The organism is Streptosporangium sp. NPDC049644, from assembly GCF_040675205.1.
GTDB lineage: Bacteria > Actinomycetota > Actinomycetes > Streptosporangiales > Streptosporangiaceae > Streptosporangium > Streptosporangium fukuiense.
On sequence record NZ_JBFAOJ010000226.1, the window covers coordinates 1 to 2,732 of the forward strand.

Below are 2,732 nucleotides of genomic sequence, written 5' to 3' on the forward strand. Positions count from 1 at the left end.
TCATCCGCAGATGGTTCGACTTCGCCGACCCTGGAGCGCCCTGGTACAGGCCGCGGGTCATGCCGACGCCAGGCATGTAGACGGGCACGAACACGTCGTGGCCGTCTTCGTCGACACCCCACCACTGAGCGTTCAGGATCGTCCCCGACGCCTTAGCGGGATCCCAGACGACGTCTCGGCGGACAATCGCCCGGCGGTCTTGGTAGGCGAGCACCACCCGGTCAGCGGCGTTGTGGTCGGGGTCCTGGCGGATCTCGATGGAGTCCTTCGGCCAGCCCATCCCTGACCAGATCTTCTCCCGCTCACCCGTCAGCCGAGACTCGGTGACGTTGAGGGGCAGACGCAGGTGAAACAGCACCCGGCCTCCGGCTTGCATGCTGATCGAGGTGACGACCACGCCGCCCATGCCGAGCCCCGCCAGCGCGGCGGGCAGTTGGTGCGACCAGTTGCGGACGCGGGCTCGTAGCTGCCGCCACGCCTTCGACGCAGGGTTGAAGAGCCACGCCCCGGCCGAGACGAGACCCCATATGAGCCAGGCGCGCTGCACATGGATGGTCGGCCCGAACACGGTGGCAGCGGTTGCCCAGGCCCCCCATACGGCGGTTGCGCCGGCCAGAGCGTCACGGTGCTCGGGCTGCACTCCGCGGCGGTCGAGTTGGATGCGGATCCCGGCGATGCCCGCGGCGCCCACTGCGGCGCCGGCCCACCAAGGCGCCCCTGCCGCATGCGCTGCGGAGCCGACCGTGAGCGCGGACAAGGCCAAACCGACCGGGGCGAGCTGGTCGCGGTGCGGCCACACCAGGCGCCGCCACACCCACCTGCCGGCCCGGAACACGCGCACCGCAACGCGGCACATGTCCCGGAGGGCGTCCAGCACCGCAGACGGCTCTGCCGGGGCAGGCGCCGGGGCTGGTTGGGTGTCGTGCATCACGAGAAGGTCCTTACTTGGTGTTCAGGCGGGCGCGGGCGGCATCTACGGCGTGCTGACTGGGCTTGGTGCGGTGGTAGTGGACTGCCGCCTTCAGGACGGCGAAGACCACCGCGGCGGCACAGAGCACGGTGACGAGCACAGGAACGATGAAGAACATGAGGTCCTCAGCAGGGGAAGGAAGCGCCGGCACGGTAGGAGCCGTCCAGGACCGGGTTCGGCGGAACGGTCGGTGTCATCTGTGCGGGCGGGCAGGATGCTGCGAGTGTGATGTCTGGGCCCGGCTTGCATCCGGCGAGGATCAGCACCCCGACCGTGGCTAGCAGGAAGGTGAAGATGAGGAGCCGGTTGCGGCTCTTGTACGCCTGGAACCGGTACCAGGCGATCACGGCGGCGGTGGTGACGGCCAGCTTGACGATGAGCAGCACGGTGGCGTCCATGACGGTCTCCAGGGGGAGGGAAGAACGGGCTAGGACGGCTTGGAGCCGTTGACGGCCTTCTTGGCGTTGGCCTTCTTGCGCTCCCAGTAGGGGAGTTCCAAGACCCACTCGGTGCGCTTGCGGGAGGCGAGGCTGTGGTGGGCTCCCGAGGCTTTGGCGAGTTCAACGACGTCTGGGTACCGCTTCTCCTCGCTGCGGACCTTGTCCCAGTAGGCGCGCATGACCACGGTCTTCGGCTGGGAAGCTGCCTTCGGCTTGAACGTGAGCCTCTTCGTGACCCGCCCTGTGATCGCGGGAGGGGTCACGGCGGGGGTCGCGAACTCAGTCACGGAGGGATCGTCGAGGAGGCTCTGCTTGATGTCGTAGGCGGCGGGGTTCGTGATGTCGAATGTGACCGTCGGCGTGACCCGCTCCGCGACCACGGTGGGGGTCGCAGCGGGGGTAGCGGGCGGGGTCACGGCGGGGGCTTCGTTGAGCCACTCGCGGGGCGGGAAGAACGGTGGGTTCGTGACCTCTTTCGTGACCCCGGGCGTGACCTCCGTGTGAGTCACACCAGGGGTCACATCCGGGGTCACACGGGCTGCACGTCGGCTGGTCTGCTGGGAGGCGAGCATGAGGATGTTGGCCTCGCTCTCCCGGATCTCATCGCGGGTAGCGCGGATCTTCTCGTGGGTGGCGCGAATCTCGCCGAGCACGGCCAAGCTGTCCTTGAGGTCGCGCGTCTCGTTCGCCAGCTGCTCGAAGGGGCTCGGCGTCTCCTCGACGGGCTGTGTCCACGCGGACGCTGCCTCCAAGCTCACCAGCTCGCCCGCGGAGAACAGCGACCGCACCTCGGCGGCGAGCATCTCCTGTAGCTCCGGGTCGCGGCCGAGGCCGGTGTGGGCGTGCGCCGCGGCGTAAGCGGTCTCCAGCTTCTTCTGAGCGGAGGCGACCTTGCCAGGCTTGGCGCCGGCCTCGACCAGGACGCGGACCTTCTTGGCGGCCAGGGCGACCCGGGTGAAGCGCCGCTGCCGGTCGACCTCGTCCGCGGTACGGTCCTGCGACTCGGCTAGGCCGACCCAGACGAGGAAGCGTTCAGGGGTGGCTCGCCAGTTGATGCGCTTGCGGCCGGTGATGCGGTGACGTTCGATGGCCATGCCGCGCTCCCACAACCAGGCGGCCACGAGAGGGGCGGCGAGCCGGAACACAGCCTCGGGGATCGACCGGGCGTCCATGCACGACAGGACCGCGGTCAGGCCGGTGAGCGCCCACACCGCGATGCCGTCGATGCCGGCCGAGAAGTTCTCCCGCATGTTGCGGCGGGCCCGGACCGCGCTGGTGATGACGGCGACCTCGATGAAGGCGAAGAGCAGCAGCCGCAGCGG

General features: G+C 69.1%; 3 protein-coding genes and 1 pseudogene. All 4 read right to left on the reverse strand.

From position 1 onward, the window contains the following. Positions 1 to 856, reverse strand: an 856-nt coding sequence (locus AB0J58_RS44600; protein ID WP_364227840.1) for a hypothetical protein, incomplete at its 3' end; no start/stop codon positions are given. An 85-nt stretch (positions 857 to 941) separates the two neighbouring features. Continuing rightward, a complete protein-coding gene (locus AB0J58_RS44605) occupies positions 942 to 1,088 on the reverse strand; it encodes a hypothetical protein (RefSeq protein ID WP_357795954.1) in 147 nt (48 codons plus the stop codon). Between the two features lie 7 nt (positions 1,089 to 1,095). Beyond that, complete coding sequence (locus AB0J58_RS44610; RefSeq protein WP_357795956.1) at positions 1,096 to 1,368, reverse strand: hypothetical protein; 273 nt, start codon at positions 1,366 to 1,368, stop codon at positions 1,096 to 1,098. Between the two features lie 29 nt (positions 1,369 to 1,397). Continuing rightward, positions 1,398 to 2,732, reverse strand: a pseudogene (locus AB0J58_RS44615) (hypothetical protein); the annotation flags it as partial.